The following is a 24,993-nucleotide window of genomic DNA, read 5'->3' on the forward strand; positions in this document are numbered from 1 at the left end:
ACAGCACCGCGGGCCAGTCGTCGGCACGCTCGGCCAGCCCCACCTGGGCCAGCGCCTCGCGCGCGCGTTCGCGGCCTTCGCGCCCCGGCAGGCCCAGCGCGATGTTGTCAAGCACGCGCTTCCACGGCAGCAGCCGCGCGTCCTGAAACATGATGCGGGTGCCGTGGTCATGGCCGTCCTGCGGCCGGCCATCGAGCGCGATGCGCCCCGCGCTGGGGCCTTCGAGTCCAGCGACCAGACGCAGCAGCGTGCTCTTGCCGCAACCGCTGCGGCCGACGATCGCGACGAACTCGCCCGGCGCGATGCGCAGGTCGATCTGCTGCAGCACGGTGCGGCCGCCGTAGGCCTTGTGCACGGCGCTGATCGCGACCTCGGTGCCGCGCGGACGGGGGGTCCGGTCACCGCGATCGTCCGCGGTCCGAGGCGCGGCCGGCGGATCGGACTCGCTGGCCTCACGGCCCGCGCGCCGCAGCGGCAAGTGTTGTTGCGTGGCATGCATCGGTTCTACTCCGGCAGGGTCGTTCGTGGTTGGCTCGAGTGCGCTCAGGCCTTCGTCGCGCTCGGCGGTTCGGCGCCTTGATAGCCCGGATGCCAGCGCAGCCACCAGCGCTCCAGTCCCTTGGCCAGCAGGTCGGCCAGCTTGCCCAGCAGCGCGTAGAGCAGGATGCCGACCAGCACCACGTCGGTCTGCAGGAACTCGCGCGCGTTCATCGTCAGGTAGCCGATGCCGGCCTGCGCGGAAATCGTCTCGGCGACGATCAGCAGCACCCACATCAGACCCAGCGAGAAGCGCAGCCCGACCAGGATCGACGGCAGCGCACCCGGCAGGATCACCTGCCAGTACAGCGCCCAGCCGGACAGCCCGTAGCTGCGCGCCATCTCGATCAGGCCCTTGTCGACCGAGCGGATCCCATGGAAGGTGTTCAGATAGATCGGGAAGAACACGCCGACCGCCACCAGGAACAGCTTGGCGGCCTCGTCGATGCCGAACCAAAGGATCACCAGCGGAATCAGCGCCAGCGCGGGAATATTGCGCACCATCTGCAGGCTCGAATCGAGCAGCGTCTCGGCGCTGCGGAAGGTGCCGTTCAGCAGCCCGAGCAACAGCCCCAATCCGCCGCCGATCGCCAGCCCGGCCAGGGCGCGCCACGCGCTGACCGCGGTGTGCTGCCACAGCTCGCCGGACAGCGCCAGCGTGCGGAAGGCAGCGACGACGGCCAGCGGCTCGGGAAGGACGCGGCTCGACAGCCAGCCGCTGCGCGAGGCCAGCTCCCACAGCAGCAGGATCAGCGCCGGCACCAGCCACGGCAAGCCGCGCCGCAGCGCGGATGCCGCCCAACCCTGGGGCAGCAGCGCGCGCGCGGGCGCGCCCGCATGGAAGTCGGCCGCCAGCGCGGCACCGCTTTTCGATGAATTCGACATGGCGTTCAGCTCGCGGACAGATTGGCGCCCTGCGTGCCCCCCTTCGTGGCCGCCTGCGCGGCGCTCGAAGGCACGAAGGTATTGGCGACGATCTCGCCGAACGGTCCGGTCAGCACGCGCTCGGTGGCCTCGCGTTGGGCCAGCGGCAGCAGCGGAAACACCAGTTCGGCGAAGCGGTGCGCCTCTTCCAGATGCGGGTAGCCGGACAGGATGAAGTACTCGAGACCGAGCTGGGCGTATTGCTGGATGCGTGCGGCCACCTGCTCGGGATTGCCCACCAGCGCGGTACCGGCACCGCCTCGCACGAGCCCCACGCCGGCCCACAGGTTCGGTGCGATCTCCAGCCCCTGGCGGACATCGTGCTTGTTGAAGCGGCCGCCATGCAACTGCGCCATGCGGCGCTGCCCGACCGAATCCATCGCGGCAAACTTGCGCTGGGCCGCGGCGACGATCTCCTCGTCCAGATGCGACACCAGTTCGCTGGCCGCGCGCCAGGCCTCGTCCTCGGTTTCACGCACGATCACGTGCAACCGGATGCCAAAGCGCAGCTGGCGGCCGACCGCGGCGGCGCGCGCCCGCACGTCGGCGATCTTGTGCGCCACCGCCTCGGGCGGCTCGCCCCAGGTCAGATAGGTATCGACTTGCTCGGCGGCAAGATCGTGCGCCTCGGGCGACGAGCCGCCGAAGAACAGCGGCGGATAGGGCCGGCTGATGGGCGGATACAGCGCCTTCGCACCCTCGACGCGCAGATGTTCGCCGGCAAAGTCGAAGGCCTCGCCATCGTGGCTGCGCGCCAGGATCTCGCGCCAGATCGTCAGGAATTCCCGCGACAGCGCATAGCGGTCGCGATGCGACAGGAACAGGCCGTCGCCCTCCAGTTCTTCCGGATCGCCGCCGGTGACCAGGTTGACCAGCAACCGCCCGCCCGACAAGCGGTCCAGCGTCGCGGCCATGCGCGCGGTCTGCGAGGGCTGCATCAGGCCCGGACGCAGCGCCACCAGGAACTTGAGCCGCCGCGTGGCATCGATCAGGCTCGAGGCCAGGATCCACGAGTCCTCGCAGGAGCGACCGGTTGGCAGCAGCACGCCCTCGTAGCCGAGGCTGTCGGCGGCGATCGCCACCTGCTTGAAGTAGTCGAAGGTCGCGGCGCGCGCGCCCCGGGCGGTGCCCAGGTAGCGCGAGTCGCCGTGCGTGGGCAGGAACCACAGGACTTTCATCGGGCATCTCCGGCGTTCGCCGCACGCTGTGCGACGGCGTCTCGCCTGGCGGGCAGCGCGTCGGCGATGCGGATCGGCTTCGGGATCAGCTTCAGCGCATGGAAGGTATCGGCGATCTGCTGCTGTTGCGCGGCCACGGCCGGGGTCAGCGGCGCGACACCGAACTCGCTGCGGTTCAGCGTGCGTTCGACGACGTCGACGTCGAGCCCCTGCTGCGGGGCGATCAGCGCCGCCGCGGCACGGGTATCGGCCTTCAGGCGCTGGCCCTCTCGCAACAGCTGATCGAACAGCGCCTCGACGATCTGCGGCTTCTGCGTGGCAAAGCGCCGCGCCGCAAGGTAGTAGGCGTAGTTGTTGACGAGGCCGCGGCCATCGGCCAGCACGCGCGCGCCGACCTGCTTTTCCGCGGCGGCCAGGAACGGGTCCCAGATGACCCAGGCATCGACGGCGCCACGCTCGAAGGCCGCTCGCGCGTCCGCCGGCGCCAGATACACCGGCTGGATATCGCTAATCTTCAGCCCCGCCTTCTCCAGCGCCTTGACCAGCAGGTAATGGACGTTCGATCCCTTGTTCAACGCGACCTTCCTGCCTTTCAGATCGGCCACGGAGCGCAGCGGCGAATCGCGGCGCACGACGATGGCCTCGGCCTCGGGCGCGGCGGGATCGAAGCCGATATAGACGAAGTCGGCGCCGGCCGCCTGCGCGAAGATCGGCGGCGCTTCACCGACGAAGCCGACATCGACGGCGCCCACGTTCAGCCCTTCCAGCAATTGCGGGCCGGCCGGAAACTCCACCCATTTGACCGTGGTGCCGAGTGGCGCCAGCCGGCGCTCGAGCGACTGCTGCGATTTGAGCAGCACCAGCAGGCTGGCGGACTTCTGATAGCCGATGCGCAGGGTGTCGGTGGCGGCCTGCGCCAGCGCGGCACCGGATGCCGCCGCGGCAGCGCAGACGATGGCGAGCGCCGCCAGGCCACGCAGGGCGCGCAGGCGTCGCAGCCCTTGAATCAGGATCGGAAGCGTCATGGCTTGATGGATCGGGGATCGGGAATCGAGTAGCCCCGACGATAGCCCGACAGGCCGCCATGACAAACGAAGCGTTTCGGATTTCGATACGCGGTCAGCGCATGTGGGATGCGCGCACCGATCTCAGCGCAGCCGCGCCACCACGCCGCCCGCCGCCGCATTCGCCTGGGGCGACCGGCACACCGCCTCCTCCCACGGCGTCCGCGTCCGAGCGGGCGTGCCCAGCCAGCGCGAAAGGAACGTCGCGTTCGCCGATCTTGCTGACCCTGCTGGTGTCACCATGCGCATCCTGGCCGGCGCTGCAGTGGTCTGTCCCGGCCCCAGCACCACGACATTGGCCATCATGCCGCCGTCCTCGTGTCCGACGATATGGCAGTGGAACACGAAGCGGCCGACCATCAGCGGGTTGGTGAACGGGATCACGATCTTGACCTCGCCCGGCACGCCGTTCTGCTGGTACGGCAGGTCGATGACATCGCGCAGGCCGGTCTCGTCAACGTCCTGCTGATTGATCGAGGTCACCAGGAAGTCGAGCTGGTGGATATGGAAGACGTGGCGCTCGCCGCTGACGTTCTGCACGGTCCACTCTTCCACATCGCCCAGGTTGACCGTGACATCGTCGCGGGCCGGGTCGTACTGCTTGCCGTCAATGAAGAACGTATTGCCGTCCGCGGATTCCGAGAAGACCACCGTGCGGCGGCGCGTGATCGGCATTGCGGCGACCTGCGCCGGCGTCAGCGTATCGACATCGACCGCAGGGTCTGCCAGCGCGGCGCGCAGCGAGGCGCTGTCATGCCTCGGCCCCTCGACGATCAGCGTGGCAAGCTGGACCTCGGGATTGGGGTCGCCCTGCGGGCCGGTATCGACCGCCAGCGTGCGGATCGCATAACGCCCCGGCACGTCGGGCGCCTGGATGATCGCGGTCGAGCGCGCGCCGGGCGGCAGGAACAGCGACGCATTGCGTTCTGGCCCCGCGCGCAGATTGCCGTCGCGGCTCAGCTCCCACAGCGGCACGCCATCGATGGCGACATGGAAGTAGGCGTCGGCGCCGACATTGCCCAGATGCCAGACCTGCATCTCGCCGGGCCGCATGCGCAGCACGCCGCCCAGCACGCCGTTGATGGTCTTGGTCAGCGGCGCGCTGTCGTCGGCGCCGGGCAACTGGATGTCCTTGAGCAGGAAGTAGCGTTCGGGCAGCCGTGCGAAGGCCGGGAAATGGTCCAGCACGCCGTCGATCACCAGCATGCCCGACATGCCGCTCAGTATCTGCGGCTCGACCAGCCCATGCGGATGCGGGTGATACCAATGGCTGCCCTGCGGGTGTGTGGCCGGAACCTGCCAGCTGTACTGGTAGTCCGCGCCGCTGGCGATATGCAGGAAGATGTCGTCGGCCGGCGCCTTCGGCGAGATCGACATGCCGTGATAGTGGAGGTTGGTCTCCTCGGGGCCGTCGATCTGCACGTCGGCCTTGCCGATGCGGTTTCGCAGCGTCAGCTCGAGCCGCTCGCCGCGCCGCAGCTTCAATACCGGCGGCACATAGGTGTCGTTGAAGACATTGGAGGTGAAGGTCTTGCCGGCCACCGTGATGGTGGCCGGCGCCTGCCGCAGCGTCGCGCGCAGCGTGCCGTCGCGGGCCGTCGCGACCTCGGGCTGCGGGATGGCGGTCCCGCCATCGTCGCCCCCACCGCCTCCGCACCCTGCCAGCATCGCCAGGGCCAGTGCGGCGCCCGTCGCGACACGAACCTGCGCAATCGCAGCCTTTGCGAAGAGAGCCATGGCGACCTCCTGCCGTCGAGAGCCCGCACAAGGGAAGCGCAGGCGGGACAAGTCCTCATGTTAGGTCATCGCCGGCGAGATGGTGCCCCGCTATGGCACGCGGACCTTCCGTCGCGGGACGCGCCGGTCCGCGCCGCCCCTGCCCTCCTTCAGCGCGGCGACAAAGGCCTGCACCGCCGGCGTCGACCCGTCGGCCCGCGTGACCGCGACCACGGTCGCATGGGCGTCGAGATCCGCGATCGGCACGAAGGCGACGTCGGGCCGGTTCGCCTCGGCGACCGACGCGCCGACCAGCGTAAAGCCCAGTCCAGCGGCGACCAGCCCGAGCGCGGTATGGATCTCGATCGCCTCGTGGCCGGGCTGGGGATCGCAAGCGGCCCGGCGCAGCGCCGCCAGCATCAGGTCCGCGAAGCCGCTCTGCGGATCCTTCGGATAGCGGATCAGCGCCATCGCGCCGAGCTCGGCCGCGCGCAGCGACTTGCGCCGCGCCAGCGCCGACGTCGCCGGCAGCGCCGCGACGAAGGGTTCCTCGAACAGGATCGTGTGCTCGAGATCCGCGGGCCGCTCGAAGCCGCCGATATAGCGCGAGATGCCCACATCGATGCGCCCGCGCCGCAGCAACGCGCTCTGGTGCTCCGACAACTGCTCGACCAGGTCCAGATGGACATCGGGAAAACGCTTGCGGAAGCGGCGGACCGCCGCAGGCAGGATCGAGAAGATCGCCGAGCGGGTGAAGCCGATGCCCAGCCAGCCGAGATTGCCGGCGGCGACCGCACGCGCCTCCTCGTCGAGCCGGCGCATCTGAGACAGCAGGTCCTTGGCGCGCGGATAGAGGAAGCGCCCCGTCGCGGTCAGCGACATGGGCCGCGTCGAGCGATCGAACACGGGCGCGCCGAGCCGGCCTTCTAGCTGCGAGATCTGCATGCTGATCGCCGTCGGCGCCACGAACAGCCGATTGGCTGCCTCGACGGCGCTGCCGGCATCGACCACGGCACAGAAGTAGCTGAGCTGGCGCAAGTTCATTTTTTATGAATATGGGTCCATTAATCGATGTTTGATCCGGCTGCAACTTTACTTGAAACTGCGCCTGACGATTACGAGGACATCGATATGAACGCCATGCAGCCCCGGGACGGGCACAGGGACAAATTCGGGCAGCAGCACGGAGACGACTGGCTGCAGGCCGTGCGCGAGCTCTCCACCGCCGAGGTTTCCGACGCCCTGGATTATTTCCGGCTGCCCGGCAGCGCGCTCGGCATCCGGCCGATCGCCGGCGCGCCGGCGCTGTTCGGCCCGGCCTTCACCGTCAGCTTCGTGCCGGTGGATGTGGCATCCCCCGGCACCGTCGGCGATTTTCTCGACGACATTCCGGCCGGATCGGTGGCCGTGCTGGACAACGGCGGCCGCCTCGACTGCACGGTGTGGGGCGGCATCATGAGCCAGCTGGCCGCGCATCGCGGCGTCGCCGGCACCGTAATCCACGGCGTCTGCCGCGACACCGCGCAAGCCGATGCCGCCGGCTACCCGCTCTATGCCCGCGGACGCTTCATGCGCACCGGCAAGGATCGCGTGCAGGTCTCGGCGGTCGGGCAGCCCGTCAGCCTCGGCGACGTTCGCGTGGTCGCCGGCGACTACATCCTCGCCGATGGCGACGGCGTCGTGGTCATTCCGCAATCGCACGCGCAGCGCGTGATCGAGCGCGCGCTGCGGACCCGCGACGTCGAACAGCGGATTCTCGACGCGGCGCTGAGCGGCATGGCATTGCGCGAGGCCCGCCGCCAGTTCGGCTATCACCTGCTGCAGCGTGCCGGCCATTAGCGCTCGCTAAAGCCTGTCGGCAGCCTTCACCGCTGACGGCATCGCCTCTTATCGACAGACGACGGACCACGTCGCACCGAATCCAACAGGAGACAGCATGACCATCGCGCCCACTCCCGCGCGCCGCCTTCCGCGCCGACACCCCACAGTGCCGCTGGCCGTCGGCGCGATCGCGAGCCTCGTCTTCACCGGCACGGCCGCCCGCGCCGCAGCGCCCGAGCCTTACCCATGCGCGACCTTGCGCATCGTGTCGCCGTATCCGCCAGGCGGCACCACCGATATCCTGGCGCGCATCGTGTCGCCCGGACTGTCGACGCGGCTCGGAATTCCGGTGATCGTCGACAACCGCGGCGGCGCCAGCAGCAATATCGGCACGGAGTTCGTCGGACGCGCCAAGGGCGATGGCTGTACCGCGCTGCTGGGCAACAACACCGGCATCGTTATCAACCGCAATCTTTACTCGCTCAAGCTCGACCCCACGCGCGCACTGGCGCCGGTCGGCGCGGTCGCGTCGGTGCCGCTGGTGCTGTACGTCAACAGCGCGCTGCCGGTCAACTCGGTGGCGCAGCTGATCGCGCTCGCCAAGGCCGCGCCCGGCAAGTACAGCTACGCGTCCGGCGGCAGCGGCAGCCCGCAGCATCTGGCCGGCGAAATGCTCAAGCTCGAACGCCAGCTCGATATCGTTCATATCCCCTATCGCGGACAGGGGCCGGCGCTCAGCGACGTGATTGCCGGCCAGGTACCGATCGCCTTCGAGACCACCACCGCGATCGCGCCGCAACTGAAATCCGGACGGCTGCGCCCGCTGGCGACAACCGGCGCGAAGCGCGCCCGCACGCTGCCCGATCTGCCGACGATGCAGGAGGCCGGCTTTCCCGGCTTCGTGATCGAGAACTGGTACGGCCTGTTCGTGCCCGCCGACACGCCGCCGCCGCTGGTGCAGCGGCTGAACACCGCGCTGAACGCGGTGCTGGGCCAGCCCGATATCGCCAGCAGGCTATCGGACATGGGGTCGGCCGACGTACGCGGCACCGCGGCGCAGTTCCGCGCCTTCATCGCCAAGGAGATGCCGTACTGGGAATCCGTGGTCAAGCGCTCCGGCGCGACCGTGGACTGAACCGCGTCCTTGCCCACATCCCTGCCCGCACCCCGCCCGCTTCCCTGCCCTCATCCCGACTTCCCGTTCTCCATGACGTACGCCGACATCACCATCGCCCAGCTGGACCGCCTGAAGCGGCTCGGCACGGCCACCATCCACGAGGCACAGGGCCAGCAAGGCGCGATCGACCCTCGCATCGCCGCGCTCGATCCCGGCATGCGGCTGGCCGGCCCGGCGCTGACCGTCGATATCCGCCCCGGCGACAACCTGATGATTCACTACGCGCTGACCAAGGCGCGGCCCGGCGACGTGCTGGTGGTCGACGCCAAGGGCTTCGCCGACGCCGGCCCGTGGGGCGACGTGCTGACCTTCGCCGCGCAGACGATCGGCCTTGCCGGGCTGGTGATCGACGGCGCGGTGCGCGACGCGTCCAGCATCGTCGAGATGGGCTTCCCGGTGTTCTGCCGCGGCGTCTGCATCCGCGGTACCAACAAGCAGCAGCCGGGCAGGCTCGGCGTGCCGCTGATTGTCGGCGGCGCCGTCATCCGCCCCGGCGATATCGTGGTCGGCGATCGCGACGGCCTGGTCGTGGTGGCGCGCGAGCAGGTGGCGCAGGTCATCGAAGCGAGCGAAGCGCGCGAACGCAAGGAGCAGCAAATGCGCGAGCGGCTGGCCGGGGGTGCCACCATGGTCGAGCTGCTGGAATTGCAGGACACGCTGGCGCGCTACGGCCTGCATTGAGCGAGGCCGGCGGAAGGTTCCGCCGGCGCCCGCTGCATGCGCACGCTCGTGGCAAGCCCCGCCAGCGTCAGCGCACCGGCGATCAGCAGCGTGGTATGCAGCCCCGCCGCATCGACCGCGATGCCGCCGAAGAACGAACCCAGCGCGATGCCGAGGTTGAACACCGACACCAGCAGCGCGGTCGCGGACTCGATGCCGTCGATGCCGTCGGCCGCCCTCAGCATCCAGCTCTGCACCGAGACCGACACCGCGCCGTACGACAGCCCCCAGCACAACAGCAGCGCCGCCCCGCTCGTCATGGTGTCGCCGAAGGCCGCGAACAGCAGCAGCGTCGCGCTCAGCGCCATCGCCACGACGAGCAGCGCGCGTCCCGGATGCCGTCCCGCGAGCGGCCCTGCAGCGAAATTGGCGATCATGCCCGCCACGCCGTAGCCGAACAGCAGCACGCCGATCCAGCCGGCGCCGAAGCCCGATACCTGCTGCAGCAAGGGGCGGACGAAGGTATAGGCCATGAAGTGGCCGGCCACCAGGAAGAACGTCACCGTCAGGCCGAGCCGCACGCCGCGGTTGCCGAATTGCGCGCGCAGCCCTTGCCGGGAGCCGCTTGCGGCGGCCGGCAGCGGCGGCAGCGTGGCCACGTTCATCGCGAAGATCAGGCCGCTGCAGACCGCCATCGCGCCGAACGCCGCGCGCCAGCCCACCAGTTCGCCCAGCCAGGCGCCCAGCGGCACGCCGGCCACCGAGGCCACCGACACGCCACCGAAGATGATCGCCGTCGCCCAGCCGACCGATGGCGCGGCCACCAGCCGCGGCGCCAGCCCGCCGGCCACGGACCAGATGCCGCCGATGCAGAAGCCCACCACGACCCGTGCGGCCAGCAGCCAGGGCAGCGTCGGCGCCAGCGCGCACAGCACGTTGGCGCCGGCCAATGCCAGCAGCAGCGCCGCCAGCAGGCGCCGGCGATCGATCGAACCGGCACCGACGACGATCAGCGGGGCAAACAGCGCGGCCAGCAGCGCGGGCGCCGACAGCATCAGGCCAGCGCTGCCGGCCGATACCTGCAGGCTCTGCGCGATCGGCGTCAGCAGGCCGACCGGCAGCATCTCGGTGGTGACGACACCGAAGGTGGCCAGGCCGACCGCGGCGACCGCGGGCCAGCGGTTGGGGGGCGTGTCGCCGGATGCCGCGGATGGACCGGCAAGCGGGGAATCGTCGAATCTTGTTTGATGGATGTCAGTCATTGGCAATCGCTCCGTCTGACGCGGTGCCTGCCCAATTCGCCGGGCCGCCCGCGAGTCCGGCAAGCGTAATCGTTGCCAATGCGGTGATAAAGTAGCCAACTTTCGCAACACTGGGGACGAATCGTGCCTAATGGGGAAGGCATCGCGCTCGATCACCTGGGCGATGTGCGCGCCTTCGTGCAGGTCGCGCAGGCGCACAGCTTCACGCTGGCGGCGCAGCGGCTGGGCATCTCGCGCTCGGCGGTCGGCAAATGCATCGGCCGGCTGGAAGCGGGACTGGCGGCCCGCCTGCTGCAGCGGACCACGCGCAGCGTCAGCCTGACCGACGAGGGCCGCCTGTTCTACGAGCATGCGGTGCGCATCCTGGCCGAGGTCGACGAAGCACAGGCCGCGCTGGCCTGGCGCAACGAGGTGCCGCGCGGCCGCCTGCGCATCGATCTGCCGGTCACGCTCGGGCGCCTGCACATCGTGCCGATCCTGCACCGGTACCTGGCGCAATGGCCCGAGCTGCGGGCCGAGGTGTCGTTCTCGGACGAATACAGCGACCTCGTGCGCGACGGCATCGACCTGGCGATCCGCGTCGGCGGCGAGCACGACAGCGGGCTGATCCGCCGGGTGCTGGCGCCGCACCGGCTGGTGACCTGCGCCACGCCCAGTTATCTGGCCAGGCACGGCACCCCCGCGACGCTCGACGATATCGCGCGTCACGACACGATCGTCTATACGCATGCGGGGATGGCACCGCCGTGGCGTTTCACCGTCGACGGCCGCGCCTGTACGCTGGCGATCGAGGGCCGTTGGCGGATGAACAATACCGAGGCGATGCGCGACCTGGCGCTGGCGGACGCGGGGCTGGTGCAGATCGCGGCCTTCCTGGTCGGCGGCGATCTGCGGGCGGGCACGCTGGTGCCGGTGCTCGAGCGGTTCACCGGCCCGGGCGCGCCGGTCTGCGCGGTCTATCCGAACCGCCGCCATCTGTCGCCGAAGGTGCGCCGGCTGATCGACGAGATCGACCGCGCGTGGGCAAACGGAGCGCCGTGGAATTGATTTCACCGTCGTCTCCGCGCACGCCGGGACCCAGTGACGTTGGCTTCGGCGCAACAAGAGCCGCTGGGTCCCCGCTTTCGCGCGGACGACGGAGGTAGGCGTGGGAGAACTTCAGCCCTCGCCCAGCAGCCCCTGCGCATCCAGAATCGCGTAGGCGATCTCGGGATGGCGCTGGGGCCGACGGGCGCCGTGGAATCGATTTACGTCGTCCCCGCGCATGCGGGGACCCAGTGACTTTGGCTTCGGCGCAACAAGAGCCGCTGGGTCCCCGCTTTCCGCGGACCACGGAGGTAGGCGTGGGAGAACGTCAGCCTTCGCCCAGCAGCCCCTGCGCATCCAGAATCGCGTAGGCGATCTCGGGATGGCGCTGGGGCCGACGGGCGCCGTGGAATTGATTTACGTCGTCCCCGCGCATGCGGGGACCCAGTGACTTTGGCTTCGGCGCAACAAGAGCCGCTGGGACTCGCTTTCGCGGGGTGACGGAGGTAGGCGTGGGAGAACGTCAGCCTTCGCCCAGCAGCCCTTGCGCATCCAGAATCGCGTAGGCGATCTCGGGATGGCGCTCCAGGCAGCGCCGGATCGCGGCCGGAATGGTCTGCCGGGTCTTCTTGCACAGCCCCAACTGTTCGGCCAGCTCGATATTGAAGCCGCGCACGGTCCGCACGCCGTGAATGCTCGGCTCGATCGTCACCGTGATGCCGAGCAGCTCGTACATTCTTTGCTGCATGCGGCGCAGGTCGTCGAGCGTGCGCACGTCCTCGAGCCGCGCGATCAGCCGCTTTTCCTCTTCCTTGGTCAGCCGCAGCACGCGGATGTCCGCCTGCGGATCGTCGAGCAGCTGCTCGCGCCCGCAGACGCAGGCCCCGGGCGGGCACTCCTTGCGGATCGGAAACGGGGCGTTCATGTCGACGCGGATCGGGGCCGGGTTGCGCGATGAAGTTGCGTGGCGGGATGGCGCAGGCGATGCAAAGGCCGCATGGCGGCGGCGCGCCCGCAGCCGGGCATTATAGCGGCGCCGGCGATCGCCCGCGCCGGCGGCCGGGGCAGTACAATGCCGTCCGTTTCCACCGCTTACCGCCGTTCGGCGCCGCCTGCCGGCGCGGCACGGACGCTCTCCCCTCATGTCGAATCTGATCGTGCATGGCGGCACGCCGCTGCGTGGCCGCATCGTACCCTCCGCCAACAAGAACGCTGTCCTGCCGGTGCTGTGCGCCACCCTGCTGACCGACCAGCCGGTGCGGCTGCACCGGGTGCCGGACATCACCGACGTGCGCAAGATCCTCGATATCTTCCGCACGCTTGGCTCCGATGTCCGCATGGACCATGACAGCGGCACGCTGGACCTGCATCACCGCGACACCGTGTTCGACCCCGGCCGCCACCATCTGCCCGAGGAAATGCGCTCCTCGATCATGCTGGTGCCGCCGCTGCTGAGCCGCTTCGGCGTCGCGCGGCTCGAGGACAACGTCAAGGGCTGCACGCTGGGCGTGCGCGAGATCGATCCTCACGTCGAGATCTTCCGCCGCTTCGGCGGCGAGGTCGAACGCGCGCAGGGCTCGCTGCTGCTGCACAGCGAAGGTCCGCTGCGGCCGATCGACCATTGGCTCGACTACGCGTCGGTGACCACCACCGAGAACTTCGTGATGTGCGCGGCCGCGGCCGGTGGCACCTCGACGCTGACCAACGCCGCGTCCGAACCGCATGTGCAGGAGTTCTGCCGCTTCATGACGATGATGGGCGCGCGCATCGAGGGCATCGGCACCTCGCGCGTGACCGTGCATGGCGGCGAGAAGCTCGGCGGCGGCGAGTTCACCTTCGACGAGGACTTCCACGAGATCACGACGTTCCTCGCGCTGGGCGCGATCACCAATGGCGACGTCGTCGTGCGCAACGGCGCGCCGGCGAATTTCCCGCTGATCGATCGCACTTTCGAGAAGTTCGGCGTGCGCATCGTGCACGAGGATGGCTGGTCGCGCGCCGAGCGTTCTGGCCCGCTGCAGGTGCAGACGCCGTTCACCAGCAACGTGCTGACCAAGGTCGAGGCCGCGCCGTGGCCCTACTTCCCGGTGGACCTGCTGCCGATCTTCATCGCGCTGGGCGTGCGCGCGCAGGGCAATGCGATGTTCTGGAACAAGGTCTACGACAGCGCGCTGGGCTGGACCAGCGAGCTGTCGAAGTTCGGCGCGCATGTGTTCTCGTCGGACCCGCACCGGCTGATCACCTTCGGCGGCAACACGCTGGCGCCGGCCGTGGTGGAGAGCCCGTACATCATTCGCGTGGCCATCGCGCTGTTCATGGTCGCGGCCAGCATCGACGGCCGCTCGGAAATCCGCAACGCGGCGCCGATCCGGCGCGCGCATCCGCGCTTCGTCGAGAACCTGCGCAGCCTCGGCGTGCAGGTGGAGTGGACCGACGGCGAGTAAGGCCGTCAGCGGAAACGGCCAGGACGACGGCAAGCAGGCCGCCGGCCTTCGCCATGCAACATGGCCGCCTCGCAAGGCCGCCATGTAGCCACCCCTGCCGCTGTCTGGTTATTTCGCCCAGCGCAGCACCAGCGGATCGAGCCGCCGCGCGATCGCGATCAGCTCCCTGCGGGTTTCCGGATGCATCGGCGGCAGCGGGTGCCGCGGAGCCTCGCAGGCGATCACGCCGCCCTCCTTCATCAGCGCCTTGGCCGCAAGGATGCCGGCCTGCCGGTTCTCGTGGTTGATCAGCGGCAACCAGCGCTGGTACAGCGCGAAGGCCAGTTCGGCATCGCCCCGGCGGTGCGCCTCGATGATCGGCCGGATGCCGTCCGGAAAGCCGCCGCCGGTCATCGCGCCGGTCGCACCGGCCTCCAGGTCGGCCAGCAGCGTGATCGCTTCCTCGCCATCCCACGGCCCTTCCACCGCGTCGCCGCCGAGCCGGATCAGTTCGCGCAGCTTGTTGGCCGCCCCCGGCGTCTCGATCTTGAAGTACGCCACCTGTTCGATCTCGCGGGCCATCCGCGCGAGGAACGGCGCGGACAGCACGGTGCCGCTGGCAGGGGCATCCTGGATCATGATCGGGATGCGGATCGCATCGGACAGGCGCGCATAGAACTCGTGGATCTGCGGCTCCGGCACGCGGAAGGTGGCGCCATGGTAGGGCGGCATCACCATCACCATCGCCGCGCCCATCTGCTGCGCGCGCCGGCTGCGCTCGATGCAGACGGCCGTGCTGTAGTGCGTGGTGGTGACGATCACCGGCACCCTGCCCTGCACATGTTCGAGCACGGTGCGCGTCAGCACCTCGCGCTCGTCGTCCGACAGCGCGAACTGCTCGGAAAAATTGGCGAGGATGCACAGGCCGTCGGAGCCGGCGTCGATCATGAAATCGACCGCGCGCTTCTGGCTCGGCAGATCCAGTTCGCCGGTTTCGGTGAAGGTGGTCGGCACCACCGGAAAGATGCCGCGATAGCGCGGCGAAGCGTAGCTGTCAGGCATGGGCAGGGCTTGTCGTATCAGCGGGCCGCGCGCGGCTCGAGCGCGGCGCGTACCACGAAGGTCATGACCACCGCGAACACCAGCATCGCGGCGAGGAAATAGAGTCCGGCGGCGAGGCTTCCGGTGGCGTCCTTGATCAGGCCGATGCCATAGGGGCCGAGGTAGCCGCCGAGGTTGGCCAGCGAATTGATGGTGGCGATGCCGACCGCGGCGCTGGCGCCGGTCAGGAACTGGCCCGGCAACGCCCATACCACCGCCTGGATCGAATAGATCGAGAAGGCTGTCAGGCAGATGAACAGGAATTGCAGCGCCGGCGTCTGGACCCAGGCGCTGGCCGCCATCGTCAGCGCCGCCGCACCCGATACCACCACGATGTGCCAGTAGCGCTCGCCCTTGCGGTCCGAATGGCGCGGCACCAGGTAGAGGCCGACCACCGCGAACAGGTACGGCACCGCCGACAGCAGGCCGGTACTCGCGTCGGTGACGCCGAACTGCTTGATGATGGTCGGCAGCCACAGCGACAGGCCGTAGATGCTCAGCGGAAACGGCAGGAACAGCAGCGACAGCAGCAGCACGCGCTTGTCCTTCAGCGCCTTCAGCGGATTGCCGTGCGATTTCAGCGCGAAGGTCTTCCGGTCCGCCGCCAGCTCGCGTTCGATCCAGGCACGGTCGCGCGCCGACAGCCATTTCGCGTCCGCCGGTGACTCCGGCACCAGCCGCAGCGTCGGCAGGCACAGCAGCACCGCGGGCAGGCCGCTGACGACGAACAGCGTCTGCCAGTTCGACATGCCGAACAGCCCCGGCGTCGACAGCACCCAGCCGGCAATCGGGCCGGTGATGATCAGCGCGATCGGCTGCGCCAGCACCAGCAGGCCGATGATGCGGGCGCGATGCCGCATCGGGAACCACTTGGTCAGGAAGTACAGGATGCCGGGATAGAGTCCCGCCTCGGCCGCGCCCAGCAGGAAGCGCAGCACGTAGAAGGTGGTGGCGTTGTGGATCAGCGCCATCGCCATCGTGATCAGGCCCCAGGTCAGCAGGATGCGCGCGAACCAGCGGCGCGCGCCGAAGCGCTCCAGCGCCAGGTTGCTGGGCACCTCGCACAGGAAATAGCCGATGAAGAACAGCCCCGCGCCGAGACCGTAGGCGGCATCGCTGATGCCGACCGCCGCGTTCATATGCAGCTTGGCGAAGCCGACCACCGAGCGGTCGATGTAGGCCACGACATAGATCAGCGCGAGAAATGGGATCAGCTTGCGGGTCAGCATGCCGATGATCCGCGATTCGTCGGCGGCGGCGGTGTCGGCGGTGTCGTGCGGCAGCGGTACGGGCTGCTCCAGCCCGGCCGTGGAATGGCTGTTCATATGGGTCTCCTCACCTTGTTCTTGGAAATGGGATGGGCAATGCGCGAGCCTCAGGCTGGCGCGGGCGCCCCTTCCGGCTTGCCGCCGACACGGCGCCGCAGCCCGAGCGGATTGCCGTCGCGCAACGCGTCGGGCAGCAGCGCATCGGGCAGGTTCTGGTAGCAGACCGGACGCAGGAAGCGTTCGATCGCCGCGGTGCCGACCGAGGTGCTGCGTCCGTCCGATGTCGCCGGGAACGGACCGCCATGGACGATCGCGTCGCACACCTCGACGCCGGTCGGAAAGCCGTTGGCCAGGATGCGGCCGGCCTTGCGCTCGAGCACCGGCAGCAGTGCGCGGGCAGCGTCGTGGTCGTCATCATCCAGATGCAGCGTCACGGTCAGCTGACCCTCACACTGCTCCAGCACCTTGCGCAACTGCCCGGCATCCGTGCATTCCACCAGCACGCTGCAGGGACCGAAGCATTCCTCGGCCAGGTGAGCGTCGGCCAGCAGATCGGCGGCGTGCACGCGGAACAGGCTCGCGGTGGCGCGCCCCGCCGTGCGGGTACCTTGCGCGACCGTGGTAACGGCAGGATGCGAAGCCAGCCGTTCGACGCCGTCGGCATAGGCGCGCGCGATGCCGGCGGTCAGCATCACGCCGGCGGGCACGGCCGCGATCGCGCCGGCCGCGGCCGCGACGAAGCGCTCGAACGCTTCGCCGCCGACTGCCAGAACGAGGCCCGGATTGGTGCAGAACTGACCGCAGCCCAGCGTCACCGAGGCGACAAAGTCGCGCGCCAGTGCGTCGCCGCGCCGTGCCAGTGCGGCAGGCAGCAGGATATTCGGATTGACGCTGCTCATCTCGGCATACACGGGGATCGGTACGGGCCGTGCCGCGGCGATCGCCATCAGCGCGAGGCCGCCGCGCCGCGAGCCGGTGAAGCCGACCGCCTGGATGGCCGGATGCGCGGCCAATGCCGCGCCGACCGCGTGGCCGGCATCGAACAGCAGCGAGAACACGCCCTCGGGCAGACCCGCCGCGGCTACCGCCTGCTGCACCGCACGGCCGACCAGTTCCGAAGTGCCGGGGTGCGCGGGATGGGCCTTGACGACCACCGGGCAGCCTGCCGCCAGCGCCGATGCGGTATCGCCGCCGGCGACCGAGAATGCCAGCGGGAAATTGCTGGCGCCGAACACCGCCACGGGTCCGACGCCGATACGGCGCAGGCGCAGATCGGTGCGCGGCGGCTGGCGCTGCGGCAGCGCCGGTTCGATGCGCGCGTCCCAGGCGTCACCGCTGCGTACCAGCGCCGCGAACATGCGCAACTGGCCGGTGGTGCGGGCGCGCTCGCCTTCGAGCCGGGCGCGCGGCAGGCCGGTCTCGTCCATCGCGCGCAGGATCAGCGCATCGCCGATCGCCTCGATGCGCGCGGCGATCTCGTCGAGAAACGCGGCGCGCGCTGCGTCGGACAGCGCCCGGTAGGCGTCGAAGGCCTCGGCGGCCAACGCGCAGGCCTGGTCGACCTCGGCGTTCGAGGCGCCGTGGAAAACGGGTTCGGCGATCGTTTCACCGCTGGCCGCATGGACCGCGTGGAAGGCCTCGCCGCTGCCGCGAAGCGCGGCGGCGCCGATCAGCAGATTGCCTGTCAATGGCATTGGGTGTGCTCCTGGTTGCCCTTCATCGGTTGCCGTGCCATCCATGCTCAATGCGAGTGGCGCGGCACCTCGGCACCGCGGCAGCCCACCAGGAAATCGAGATCGCAACCCTGGTCGGCCTGCAGCACGTGGTCGACATAGAGGCGTTGATAGCCCCCCTCGCCCGCGCGGCCGTCTGGCTTCGGCGGCCGGAACATCTCCATGCGGTCGGCCAGCTCCTCGGTCGGGATGTCCAGATGCAGCGTGCCGGCCTCGCAGTCCAGTTCGATCCAGTCGCCGTCCCGCACCGCCGCCAGGGGGCCGCCCGCGGCGGCCTCCGGCGCGACGTGCAGCACCACGGTGCCGTAGGCCGTGCCGCTCATGCGCGCATCGGAGATTCGCACCATGTCCTTGATGCCCTGCCGCAGCAGCTTCGGCGGCAGGCCCATGTTGCCGACCTCGGCCATGCCGGGGTAGCCCTTGGGTCCGCAGTTCTTCATCACCAGCACCGAGTCGGCGTCGACCTCGAGCGATTCGTCGACGATGCGGGCCTTGTAGTGCTCCAGGTTTTCGAACACGACCGCGCGGCCACGGTGCTTCAGCAGCGAAGGTGTCGCGGCCGAGGGTTTGAGCACCGCGCCGCGGGGCGCCAGATTGCCGCGCAGCACGCGGATGCTGCCGTCCGCAATCAGCGGACGATCGAGCGGGCGAATCACCTCGTCGTTGAAGTTCGGCGCGTCCTTGACGTTGTCCCACAGCGTCCTGCCGTTGACGGTCAGCGCGCCCGGATGCGGCAGCAGGCCGCCTTCGCCAAGCCGGCGCAGCACCGCGGGCAGGCCGCCGGCGTAGTAGAACTCCTCCATCAGGAATCGTCCCGACGGCATCAGGTCGACGATGGTCGGCGTATCGCGGCCGATGCGGGTCCAGTCCTCGAGTTCGAGCGGCACGCCGATGCGGCCGGCGATCGCCTTCAGATGGATCACCGCGTTGGTCGAACCGCCGATCGCGGCATTGGTGCGGATCGCATTCTCGAAGGCCTCGCGCGTCAGGATCTTGGACAGGCACAGCCCTTCCTTTGCCATCTCGACAATGCGGATGCCGGACATGTGCGCCAGCACGTAGCGGCGCGCGTCGACCGCCGGAATCGCCGCGTTGTGCGGCAGCGTGGTGCCGAGCGCCTCGGCCATGCAGGCCATCGTCGACGCGGTGCCCATCGTGTTGCAGGTGCCGGCCGAGCGCGACATGCCGGCTTCGGCCGACAGGAAATGGTGCAGGTCGATCTCGCCGGCCTTCAGCGATTCGTGCAGCTGCCAGACCGCGGTGCCCGAGCCGATGTCCTTGCCGTCGAGCTTGCCGTTGAGCATCGGGCCGCCGCTGACGACGAGCGCCGGCACGTCGCAGCTGGCCGCGCCCATCAGCAGCGCCGGCGTGGTCTTGTCGCAGCCGGCCAGCAGCACGACGGCGTCGACCGGATTGCCGCGAATCGCTTCCTCGACATCCATCGCCGCCAGATTGCGCGTCAGCATCGCGGTCGGCCGCAGATTCGATTCGCCATTGGAGAACACCGGGAATTCGACCGGGAAGCCGCCGGCTTCATGGACGCCGCGCTTGACGTGCTCGGCCAGCTTGCGGAAATGCGCATTGCAGGGCGTCAATTCCGACCAGGTATTGCAAATACCGATGATCGGCCGGCCATCGAATTCATGATTGGGAATGCCCTGGTTTTTCATCCAGCTGCGGTACATGAAGCCGTTCTTGTCGGCGGTGCCGAACCATTGGGCGGAGCGGAGCTTGGGTTTTGAATCCGGCATGGAAATTCCTGAATGCGGCGGGACGAACGCCGGCCCGCGGCATCGGCCGCGCGGCGGGGACGTCATTGGGATTGGGGCAGCTGAGGGTGTCTCCTGGCTGCGTCGCGCCTTGGGGCGATCGGTTTTGTTTTCGACAGGCGGCAGTGTACAAACCGATCGGATATCCTTCTAATGAAAATTCACGCCATTGCGATATCGAATCAGATATCCGTGTTAACCTGATGCCGACTTCCCCGCCCTGGTATATCCGCGCCCGCCTGAAAACCCGCCAATTGCTGCTGCTGGTCGCGTTGGCCGAGGAGGGCAATATTCATCGCGCCGCGGCGGTCCTGAACATGACGCAGCCGGCGGCATCGAAGCTGCTGCGCGAACTCGAGGAAATGCTGGGCGTGCCGCTGTTCGAGAGGCTGCCGCGCGGCATGCGGCCGACGCTGTATGGCGACGCGATGATCCGCCATGCGCGCGCCGTGGTCGGCAGCCTGGACCAGGCCCAGCAGGAAGTGATGGGCCTGCGCGCCGGCCGCCTCGGCCATGTCGCGGTCGGCGCGATCACCTCGCCCGCGGTCAAGCTGCTGCCGCCCGCGGTGGCCGAGCTCAAGCGCGACAATCCCGGGCTGCGCGTCTCGCTGGAGATCGAGAACAGCAACGTGCTGCTGGAGCGCCTGGCGCAGGACAAGCTGGATCTGGTGGTGGCCCGGCTGTTCGCCGAGCACGACAAGCTGCAGCTGCGCTACGAGCCGCTGGCCGGCGAGCCCGTCTGCGTGGTGGCCCGCCGCGGCCATCGGCTGCTGGACGCCCCGGCGCTGTCGCTGGCCGATCTGGAAACGGCCACCTGGATCGTGCCGCCGGCCGGCAGCGTGCTGCGCCATCGCTTCGACCTGATGTTCCAGCGCGCCAGCCTGATGCCCCCGACCAATGTGGTCGAAACCGCGGCGCTGCTGTTCGTCACGCAGATGATCGAGCAGAGCGACATGCTGGCGGTACTGGCCGCCGATGTTGCCGAGTACTATGCGCGGCACGGCATGGTCGCGATCCTGCCGCTGGACGTGCCCTGCCATATGGACGACTTCGGCATCATCACGCGCACCGACCGGCTGCTGTCGCCAGCCGCGACGCTGATGGTCCAGGCGTTGCGAGCTGCCGGCCGCGCCGTCTATGCGGGCGACGATGGCCGTGCCATCCAGGACCGATCCTGAGGCTGCCCCACTTCGAAGGCCGAATTCATGGCACGACACCGCCACGCAACGGAATTGCCGTCGATCGGCAAGCTCGACCGCTGCGCCGGACAACTCGGCAGACAGCTGTCGACGCTGTTGCGCGAGGCGATCCGGCGAGGGGAACTGAAGCCGGGCGAGCTGCTGCCCTCCACACGTCATCTGGCGAGCTCGCTGGGCGTGTCGCGAGGGACCGTGCTGGAGGCGTTCGAGCAACTGATTGCCGAGGGCTATCTCGAAGCGCAGGCTGGGGCAGGCACCAGGGTCGCGGCGGCATTATCCGTTGGGCCGAATGATGGCCCGCATGGTGGATCGAAGACCCGCGCGCCGGCCCGCGATGTCGCCGGGCCGGCTGCGCCCATGCGCTTGAGCACACGCGCCGCGGCGTTTGCCGAGATCTCGCGGCAATTCGCGCCGCTGCCTCCCGTGCCGTTCGCGGTCTCCGTGCCGATGGGCCCGACCGCGCCCGACGACGTCTGGCGCCGGCTCGGCAACCGCACGCGAGCACTGCGGGCGGCCGCGCCATCGGGTTATGACGATCCGCAGGGTGTTCCTGCGCTGCGCTCGGCGATTGCCGACTACGTGCGCCGCTCGCGCTCGGTGCATTGCACGCCGGAACAGGTGATCGTCACCACCGGCACGCAGCAAGGTCTCTACCTGTCGTGTCAGGTACTGCTCGATACCAATGATCTCGCGTGGGTCGAGGACCCGGCCTACCGCGGCATCACCGGCATTCTGGAGAGCACCGGGCACCAGCGCGGCATGGTGCGCGTACCGGTCGACGAGGCCGGCATCGACGTCGAGGCAGGACGCGCGATGGCCGAGCACGCACGCGCGGCGTTCGTCACGCCGTCGCATCAGTATCCGCTCGGCATGCCATTGAGCATGGCCAGGCGAAACGCGCTGCTGGCGTGGGCGCGGGCCAACGGCGCGTGGATCGTCGAGGACGACTACGACAGCGAGTTGCGCTATGTCGGCCACCCTTTCCCCTCCTTGCAGGGACTCGCGCCCGAGCTCGTCGTCTATCTCGGGACCTTCAGCAAGATCCTGTTCCCTTCGCTGCGGCTGGGCTATGCCATCGTTCCGCCGCCGCTGGTGCCGGCATTCTGCGGCGCCCGTGTGCTGATCGACCGGCACTCTCCCAGCGCCGACCAGCATGTGCTGGCCGCCTTCATCGACGAAGGACACCTGGATCGTCATATCCGCCGCGTGCGGCTGGTCTATGCCGACCGGCGCCAGCACCTGATCGCCGCGATCGCACGCTGGATACCGGACGAGTTGGCGTGGCTGCAGCCGGGGGACCAGGGCATGCACCTGGTGCTGTGGCTCGCCGAGGGGACCGACGATCAACGGATCGCGTCGCTGGCGGTCGAGGCCGGCGTGGCGGTCAGGCCCGTGTCGCCGACGTACTCGGCCGCCAACGCGCGGCCGGGCCTGGTGCTCGGACTCGGCGGCTACAGCGACGAACAGATCGACGCGGCAGTCAAGACGCTGGCGAAGGTGTTGAACTCGGCGGCCCGAGGCCGCGCCGCATCGCGCGCCGGCTGAAGACCGGACGCCGGCACGGCGTCGCTCGATCGCCCCGGAATACTGGTCCATTCGAATCACGCCAAATTGGCTCTTCCCGCCGACCGGCTTCCGACCGAACATCGAGCCGGTGCCGCCATTCGCGCGGCGAAACCTTCAACTCCACGGGAATTCGAGGCCATGTACATCCCATCCCATTTCGAAGTGCAGGACGTCGAGGCGCTGCACCGGCTGATCCGCGAGCACCCGTTCGGGATGCTGGTCACCCATGGCGCCAATGGCCTGGACGCCAACCATCTTCCGTTCGAACTCGACCTGTCCAGCGGAACCCACGGCATGTTGCGCGCCCATGTCGCCCGAGCCAATCCTCTGTGGCAGGACGTAAGGAACGGTGACGAGGTGATGGTCGTGTTCCGTGCCGAGGATGGGTACATCACGCCAACCTGGTACCCGAGCAAGCACGAATCGCACAAGCAGGTGCCGACGTGGAACTACCGGGTCGTTCATGCCCACGGCAGCATCGCGATCCGCGATGAGGAGCGGTACGTCCGCGGCGTGGTGGCCCGGCTGACGCGAGCGCACGAGGCCTCGCAGCCGGCGCCGTGGAAGATGACGGACGCTCCCGCCGACTATATCGATACGATGCTCAAGGCGATCGTCGGCATCGAGATCGACATCACGCGGCTGACCGGCAAGTTCAAGCTGAGCCAGAATCGCGAGTTGCGGGACAAGCTCGGCGCGGCCGAGGCGCTGAAGCGGCAAGGCGACGTCGCGCTGGGCCAGGCGATGCTCGATGCGATCGCCCAGCCCCGCGACGACGGCAGCCGATAGAGGCGGATGCGACGGATGCGACGGAGAACGGCATGGAACCACTCGACTACCGCAAGTTCCGCACGCTTGACCTGAACCTGCTGGTGGCCTTCGACGCGCTGGCAAGCCAACGTTCGGTCAGCGGCGCGGCCCGGCAACTGTTCCTCGGCCAGCCGGCGGTCAGCCATATGCTGGCGCGGCTGCGGCGGCTGTTCGACGATCCGCTGTTCGTGCGCGGCGCCAAGGGCATGGAACCGACCGCCAAGGCGCAGGCCCTGGTCGAACCGGTACGCGCGCTGCTGAACGAGGCCTATGGCCTGGTGCGGCCCGCCGGCGAGTTCGACCCCTCGTCCGCGCAGGCGCGCCTGCGCATCGCGCTGCCGGCGCCATTGGAGGCGATGCTGCTGCCCCTGCTGTGCGCCGCGCTGGCCCGCGAAGCGCCGTCGATCCAGCTGGCGTCGCGCGCGATGCCCGCCGCCCGCATGCCGGATGCCCTCGATGCGCGCGAGATCGATCTGGCGGTGACCGGCGTGCCGCTGGCGACGAAGGACTGGCACCGCAGCACGGACCTGCATCGTTGCCATCTGGTCTGCGCCCACGCGCCGGCGCAACTGCCGCTGCCGGCCAGCATCGGCGCCGACGAATTGCGGACGCTGCAGGCGATCGGCCTGTCGCATGCAGTCGAGCTCGGCTCGGGCGGCAACGCCTTTCTCGGCCAGCTGCAGCACAGTGGCGCGATGCCCACCGAAGTCGAGAGCCTGCTGACGCTGAGCCGCCTGCTGCAGACCGCACCGGTGGTCGCGGTGCTGCCCGCGCTGGTCGCGCCGCTGATCGTGGCGCAAGGCACGCTGGCCTGTGTGCCGGTGCGCGGCACCGACGACGCCGTCGCGATCCGTCTGCACTGGCACAGCGGCGCCGACGGCGATCCGGTGCATCGCTACGTCCGACAGCACGTCGCCGACGCGTTCGCCGCGATGCTCGGACAAGGCGCAGGCTGACGCCTGCACGCGCCCGCCGCAGCGGGCCCAGCCCGCATCGAAACGCCGCATGACGGCCATCGAATCATTCGATTTCCTCTGCGTGACGGCCCTGCCTATAGTCGTGCCACTTCCACCACGAGGCGGCATGCAACGATGCCGGGCCAACGATGACTTTCCGGTTCTACCCCAGTTCGATCGCGCTGGCGATCGCAGCGGCCGCGCTGTCCGGCTGCGCCACCAGGCAAGGCGATGTCAACAGCGATGGCGGCCGCGACGTCCGCGCTTCGTCCGCGCAGGCGCCGATCGGCATGAGCCTGGGCGATATCAATCATCGGCATCCGATGCTCGACGACAGGCCGGTGCCACGGTCCGGCGTACGCCTGAACGATTCCTTCGTCGACCGCTAGGCAGCGGAGCGAACGCCATGGCGACCCAGGCAAGGAGTCCCGCTTCGTCGCGGGGACCATCGCGTTGGCCATCGCGGCGAGCGGTGCTGGTCTCGCTGTCGATCGCCGGCACGATGCTCGCGGGCTACGGCGGCTATCGCTGGTGGCAGCACCGCCAGCACACGGTCACCAGCGACAACGCCTATGTGCGCGCCGACGTCACCGCGGTGGCGCCGCGCGTGGCCGGCTACGTGCGGGCCGTCGCGGTCGACGACAACCAGCGGGTACGCGCGGGCGACGTGTTGTTCCGCATCGACGACGCCGACTATCAGGCGCGCGTCAGCCAGGCCGAGGCCGATGTGCGGGCGCGCCGCGCCGCGCTGGCGACGCTCGAGCGCCAGCACCGGCTGCAGCAGGCGCAGATCCGGCAGGCAC

At 69.1% G+C, this 24,993-nt stretch carries 23 protein-coding genes; 11 read left to right on the top strand and 12 right to left on the bottom strand.

Features of this window, described 5'->3' with window-relative positions; all coding sequences use genetic code 11:
- From B551_RS18550 to B551_RS18575, 6 genes are all read right to left on the bottom strand, one after another.
- Positions 1-499: ATP-binding cassette domain-containing protein (locus B551_RS18550; protein ID WP_023264763.1), on the bottom strand; the 499-nt coding region annotated here is incomplete at its 3' end.
- A gap of 44 nt (positions 500-543) precedes the next feature.
- Positions 544-1,422 (bottom strand): aliphatic sulfonate ABC transporter permease SsuC, encoded by an 879-nt coding sequence (ssuC, locus tag B551_RS18555; protein WP_023264764.1) that lies wholly within the window; start codon positions 1,420-1,422, stop codon positions 544-546.
- Positions 1,423-1,427: 5 nt separating this feature from the next.
- Positions 1,428-2,639, bottom strand: coding sequence for an FMNH2-dependent alkanesulfonate monooxygenase (gene ssuD / locus B551_RS18560; protein WP_006578451.1), 1,212 nt, complete (start codon positions 2,637-2,639; stop codon positions 1,428-1,430).
- On the bottom strand, positions 2,636-3,664 hold the full coding sequence (locus B551_RS18565; RefSeq protein WP_023264765.1) for a sulfonate ABC transporter substrate-binding protein: 1,029 nt from the start codon (positions 3,662-3,664) through the stop codon (positions 2,636-2,638). The genes ssuD and B551_RS18565 overlap by 4 nt, the downstream gene beginning before the upstream one ends.
- 123 nt (positions 3,665-3,787) lie before the next feature.
- On the bottom strand, positions 3,788-5,440 hold the full coding sequence (locus B551_RS18570; RefSeq protein WP_023264766.1) for a multicopper oxidase family protein: 1,653 nt from the start codon (positions 5,438-5,440) through the stop codon (positions 3,788-3,790).
- A gap of 90 nt (positions 5,441-5,530) precedes the next feature.
- A complete protein-coding gene (locus tag B551_RS18575; RefSeq protein WP_006578449.1) occupies positions 5,531-6,463 on the bottom strand; it encodes a LysR family transcriptional regulator in 933 nt (310 codons plus the stop codon).
- Positions 6,464-6,550: 87 nt separating this feature from the next.
- On the opposite strand from B551_RS18575, the gene B551_RS18580 reads away from it, so the two are divergent.
- From B551_RS18580 to B551_RS18590, 3 genes are all read left to right on the top strand, one after another.
- Positions 6,551-7,258, top strand: a complete 708-nt coding sequence (locus B551_RS18580) for an RraA family protein (protein ID WP_006578448.1) — start codon at positions 6,551-6,553, stop codon at positions 7,256-7,258.
- A gap of 97 nt (positions 7,259-7,355) precedes the next feature.
- A complete protein-coding gene (locus tag B551_RS18585; RefSeq protein ID WP_023264767.1) occupies positions 7,356-8,375 on the top strand; it encodes a tripartite tricarboxylate transporter substrate binding protein in 1,020 nt (339 codons plus the stop codon).
- A 72-nt stretch (positions 8,376-8,447) separates the two neighbouring features.
- A complete protein-coding gene (locus tag B551_RS18590) occupies positions 8,448-9,098 on the top strand; it encodes a 4-carboxy-4-hydroxy-2-oxoadipate aldolase/oxaloacetate decarboxylase (RefSeq protein ID WP_006578446.1) in 651 nt (216 codons plus the stop codon).
- Here the strand turns inward: B551_RS18590 and B551_RS18595 are convergent.
- Positions 9,083-10,339 (bottom strand): MFS transporter, encoded by a 1,257-nt coding sequence (locus tag B551_RS18595; protein ID WP_023264768.1) that lies wholly within the window; start codon positions 10,337-10,339, stop codon positions 9,083-9,085. The genes B551_RS18590 and B551_RS18595 overlap by 16 nt on opposite strands.
- Positions 10,340-10,462: 123 nt before the next feature.
- Between B551_RS18595 and B551_RS18600 the strand changes: the two genes are divergently transcribed.
- A complete protein-coding gene (locus B551_RS18600; RefSeq protein ID WP_006578491.1) occupies positions 10,463-11,386 on the top strand; it encodes a LysR family transcriptional regulator in 924 nt (307 codons plus the stop codon).
- Between the two features lie 502 nt (positions 11,387-11,888).
- Here the strand turns inward: B551_RS18600 and B551_RS18605 are convergent.
- Entirely contained in the window at positions 11,889-12,290 is a 402-nt protein-coding gene (locus tag B551_RS18605; protein ID WP_006578493.1) for a hypothetical protein, read from the bottom strand.
- 217 nt (positions 12,291-12,507) lie between these two features.
- Here B551_RS18605 and B551_RS18610 point away from each other — a divergent pair, with 217 nt between their 5' ends.
- Positions 12,508-13,809: a UDP-N-acetylglucosamine 1-carboxyvinyltransferase gene (locus B551_RS18610; protein ID WP_006578494.1), complete on the top strand. Its 1,302-nt coding sequence runs from the start codon at positions 12,508-12,510 to the stop codon at positions 13,807-13,809.
- A gap of 108 nt (positions 13,810-13,917) precedes the next feature.
- Here B551_RS18610 and B551_RS18615 read toward each other — a convergent pair whose 3' ends face one another.
- The 4 genes from B551_RS18615 to B551_RS18630 are packed head-to-tail and all read right to left on the bottom strand — an operon-like array spanning position 13,918 to position 19,641.
- Complete coding sequence (locus tag B551_RS18615; RefSeq protein WP_006578495.1) at positions 13,918-14,850, bottom strand: dihydrodipicolinate synthase family protein; 933 nt, start codon at positions 14,848-14,850, stop codon at positions 13,918-13,920.
- Positions 14,851-14,867: 17 nt separating this feature from the next.
- The gene (locus tag B551_RS18620; protein WP_006578496.1) at positions 14,868-16,214 is read right to left on the bottom strand and encodes an MFS transporter; all 1,347 of its coding nucleotides are present in this window, start codon (positions 16,212-16,214) and stop codon (positions 14,868-14,870) included.
- Positions 16,215-16,264: 50 nt separating this feature from the next.
- The gene (locus B551_RS18625) at positions 16,265-17,851 is read right to left on the bottom strand and encodes an aldehyde dehydrogenase (NADP(+)) (RefSeq protein WP_043441316.1); all 1,587 of its coding nucleotides are present in this window, start codon (positions 17,849-17,851) and stop codon (positions 16,265-16,267) included.
- Between the two features lie 47 nt (positions 17,852-17,898).
- Positions 17,899-19,641: an IlvD/Edd family dehydratase gene (locus tag B551_RS18630; protein WP_023264771.1), complete on the bottom strand. Its 1,743-nt coding sequence runs from the start codon at positions 19,639-19,641 to the stop codon at positions 17,899-17,901.
- 221 nt (positions 19,642-19,862) lie between these two features.
- On the opposite strand from B551_RS18630, the gene B551_RS18635 reads away from it, so the two are divergent.
- From B551_RS18635 to B551_RS26735, 6 genes are all read left to right on the top strand, one after another.
- Positions 19,863-20,837 (top strand): LysR family transcriptional regulator, encoded by a 975-nt coding sequence (locus tag B551_RS18635; RefSeq protein ID WP_023264772.1) that lies wholly within the window; start codon positions 19,863-19,865, stop codon positions 20,835-20,837.
- A 27-nt stretch (positions 20,838-20,864) separates the two neighbouring features.
- Positions 20,865-22,403 (top strand): PLP-dependent aminotransferase family protein, encoded by a 1,539-nt coding sequence (locus tag B551_RS18640; protein ID WP_006578798.1) that lies wholly within the window; start codon positions 20,865-20,867, stop codon positions 22,401-22,403.
- 159 nt (positions 22,404-22,562) lie between these two features.
- Positions 22,563-23,213, top strand: a complete 651-nt coding sequence (locus B551_RS18645; protein WP_006578797.1) for an FMN-binding negative transcriptional regulator — start codon at positions 22,563-22,565, stop codon at positions 23,211-23,213.
- Positions 23,214-23,245: 32 nt separating this feature from the next.
- Positions 23,246-24,190: a LysR family transcriptional regulator gene (locus tag B551_RS25225; RefSeq protein WP_006578796.1), complete on the top strand. Its 945-nt coding sequence runs from the start codon at positions 23,246-23,248 to the stop codon at positions 24,188-24,190.
- A 149-nt stretch (positions 24,191-24,339) separates the two neighbouring features.
- Positions 24,340-24,579: a hypothetical protein gene (locus B551_RS26730; RefSeq protein ID WP_006578795.1), complete on the top strand. Its 240-nt coding sequence runs from the start codon at positions 24,340-24,342 to the stop codon at positions 24,577-24,579.
- 17 nt (positions 24,580-24,596) lie between these two features.
- On the top strand, positions 24,597-24,993 hold a 397-nt coding region (locus B551_RS26735), incomplete at its 3' end, for an HlyD family secretion protein (protein ID WP_172682474.1).

The organism is Cupriavidus sp. HPC(L), from assembly GCF_000307735.3.
Lineage (GTDB): Bacteria > Pseudomonadota > Gammaproteobacteria > Burkholderiales > Burkholderiaceae > Cupriavidus.